The sequence below is a fragment of the Caldisalinibacter kiritimatiensis genome (genome assembly GCF_000387765.1).
GTDB classification, from domain to species: Bacteria; Bacillota; Clostridia; order Tissierellales; family Caldisalinibacteraceae; genus Caldisalinibacter; species Caldisalinibacter kiritimatiensis.
On sequence record NZ_ARZA01000019.1, the window covers coordinates 1 to 2,559 of the forward strand.

3 protein-coding genes are annotated in these 2,559 nt (G+C 28.9%); 2 read left to right on the top strand and 1 reads right to left on the bottom strand.

Annotation, left to right across the window (positions count from 1 at the left end; translation table 11 throughout):
* The first annotated feature begins 206 nt into the window (after nucleotides 1-206).
* Both L21TH_RS00615 and L21TH_RS00620 read left to right on the top strand, forming a co-directional pair.
* Nucleotides 207-854 (top strand): peptidoglycan-binding domain-containing protein, encoded by a 648-nt coding sequence (locus tag L21TH_RS00615; protein ID WP_006306167.1) that lies wholly within the window; start codon nucleotides 207-209, stop codon nucleotides 852-854.
* Between the two features lie 197 nt (nucleotides 855-1,051).
* Nucleotides 1,052-1,738, top strand: a complete 687-nt coding sequence (locus L21TH_RS00620; protein WP_162138474.1) for a hypothetical protein — start codon at nucleotides 1,052-1,054, stop codon at nucleotides 1,736-1,738.
* 166 nt (nucleotides 1,739-1,904) lie between these two features.
* Here L21TH_RS00620 and L21TH_RS00625 read toward each other — a convergent pair whose 3' ends face one another.
* Nucleotides 1,905-2,396, bottom strand: coding sequence for a hypothetical protein (locus L21TH_RS00625; RefSeq protein WP_006306171.1), 492 nt, complete (start codon nucleotides 2,394-2,396; stop codon nucleotides 1,905-1,907).
* Nucleotides 2,397-2,559 lie beyond the last annotated feature (163 nt).

Genomic DNA, 2,559 nt, shown 5'->3' on the forward strand with positions numbered 1-2,559 from the left:
TTGTATAATTACCATATTTTATTATGAGTGATATATAAAATTTAATTATTTGAATCAATTTGTCAACCATTTTATGTAAATTTTTTTATTTTTTGACTTATGGTTGATTTTTTTATGTCTAAATTGTTCTTATATAGTGTAAGACGTAACAAGTTAGCCAACAGAGAGAGTCTTACAAAATAATATGATAAAAAGGAGAGGTTTTTATGTCATGGGGACATGGAAATATAGCAGCAATAGGTACTGCTGAACTAAACAATCATGCTGATACTAATTTTCAGGAAGCATATAGAAAAGAAGATACACATCCAGAAATAGTTATTTTAAAAAGAAATCTAAGAGATTATAGAATTGAATATGAAAGGTATGGTGGAACAGAATTTGATGGTGTACCTTCACTAAGTGGGAATACTTCGCAAACTTTCGATAGTGTCACAGAGGCTAATCTAAAAGTATTCCAGAAACTCGAAGGGTTAACTGAAGATGGTATATACGGACAAGCCTCAAGAAATAGAATGATGTTCGCCGAAGGAATATCTTCTACGGGTAATGTTAGACTAGCACCCTACACATCAACTTATATCAACTATAATGACACTTCTAGTGGAATGAGTGCTGATTCTACGTATAAATTGGATCATTCATGGCTTAGACCAATTGCTATGGCTACATTAGAAGAACTCGCATTAGACTTTAAAAATGCAATGGGTTTGAAACTACAAATAAACGATTGTTGCTTAATCAATGCTGAAGATACGCCTGATCATGATTCACATTCAGGGGGGAAAGATGCTGATATTAGGAGTGCAGTATTAACAACTGCACAACAAAAAACATTTTTACAGTTTGTGTAGATAACCCTGGTGTTATCCAAGTCCTATTTGGTACAAATCATGGTATAAACAGTAGCAAAATAATTGTAAGAGCTGATCATGCTGATCACTTCCATATTGATTTTGCATAAAAACGAACAAAGTACCATTGAGTGTTGACACTCAATGGTACTTTGCTATATATTGTTAATATAAGGAAATCAATCTTATACTTGGAGGTGAATAAAGTTAAGATTAGATTAACACTGATATTATTTTCAATTTTTATAATTATAGGCAATGTAGGGTGTACTAACAAAATACAACCTAATAATTCATATTCAAATACAGAACAATATGATTCTCAAATAACCACTGTCGATAAAAAAATGAAAGAAAATGAAGATACATCACCTACTAATAAAAGTTTAGCAAACCTATTTCCATCTGACAAGGTTTATAACAATCATAATACAACAAGTCTTAATATAAACGGTGAGCAAACTAAAGCTAATTTCATAGATGTAAAATATACTGAGTTTGGGATATATTTACCTAAGTATATTAAAATAAAAAATTTTGAAGATGGAAATGAGTTTTATTTAAATGAAGGTGAGTATATTACATTTATTTATGATTTTATAAGTGAAGACGAAGATTTTGACAGTTGTAAACTAAAGGCTCAAGAATTTGTCAAAGATTTTGGACCTGTTTCTAATGTTGAAATGATTACTGAATTACAAAACTATAGTGAATATTTAGGAAGTAAAATTAATGAATATGGGAAAGAAAAAGACTTTTTCTTATATAAATACAATGATAAGGCTATAATTATCAGAATAACTTACAGAAAAGAGAATCGTAAAAAAATACTCCCTATCTTTTTAGGAATTATAAAGACTACTAAATATATCCCTCCTGAGTAGAATAGAGTATTATTACATATAAAAGAAATTAAAACTAAATGACGATTTTGAACATACCCCGAGTCTGTAAATAAATCTGTGCTTATAAGAATTCCTAAGTTGTAGATAAAAATGAATCTTATGGAAGTATTGGTGGCTTTAGAATTTAGTAAAAGAGGTAGCACAGTTACTGTGCTACCTCTTTATAAACATTTTTTAAATTGGACAATTTGGGGGTTCTTTTAATTTTTACAAGAAATATAAATGGATATATAGTTTTATGATTGGAATCAACTATGTGTACTCTATTGTCGCCATCTATGAACTCTATATTTAAAATATTATCGTTTAGAGTAACTTTTTTAAATTTGAATGAAGAATTACATCTTTCATTCGTAGGCATAACTACTTTACATGCAATTATTTCATTTGAAAAATCTACATATATATTTAACCTACCTAAAATGTATGGTAATGAATTCAAATAATTGTTAGTGAAATGATTCCATTGTTCCATATTTTCAAAAACCAATGTTTCAGTTGAAGGAAACCTTCGGCCGCCATTTTCTAACGCTACAAAACCTTTGAAAACTAACTCATGTTCTATATCTGAATGTTTAGTGCATCCAGTAATTAATATAGATATACCAATTAAGAAGAGTACTAATTTCAGTTTCATTTCATTGCCTCCTAGTTTAATTACTATTTATCTATATTATAACTTATACATTATATGTTTTCCATATTTTGTTATAGACGATATATGTAATTTATTTCCATACAAGAACAAAATCGACTTCGTCGATTTGTTAGTTAGTAGTTCGTTGTTAGTAGTTAGTAGC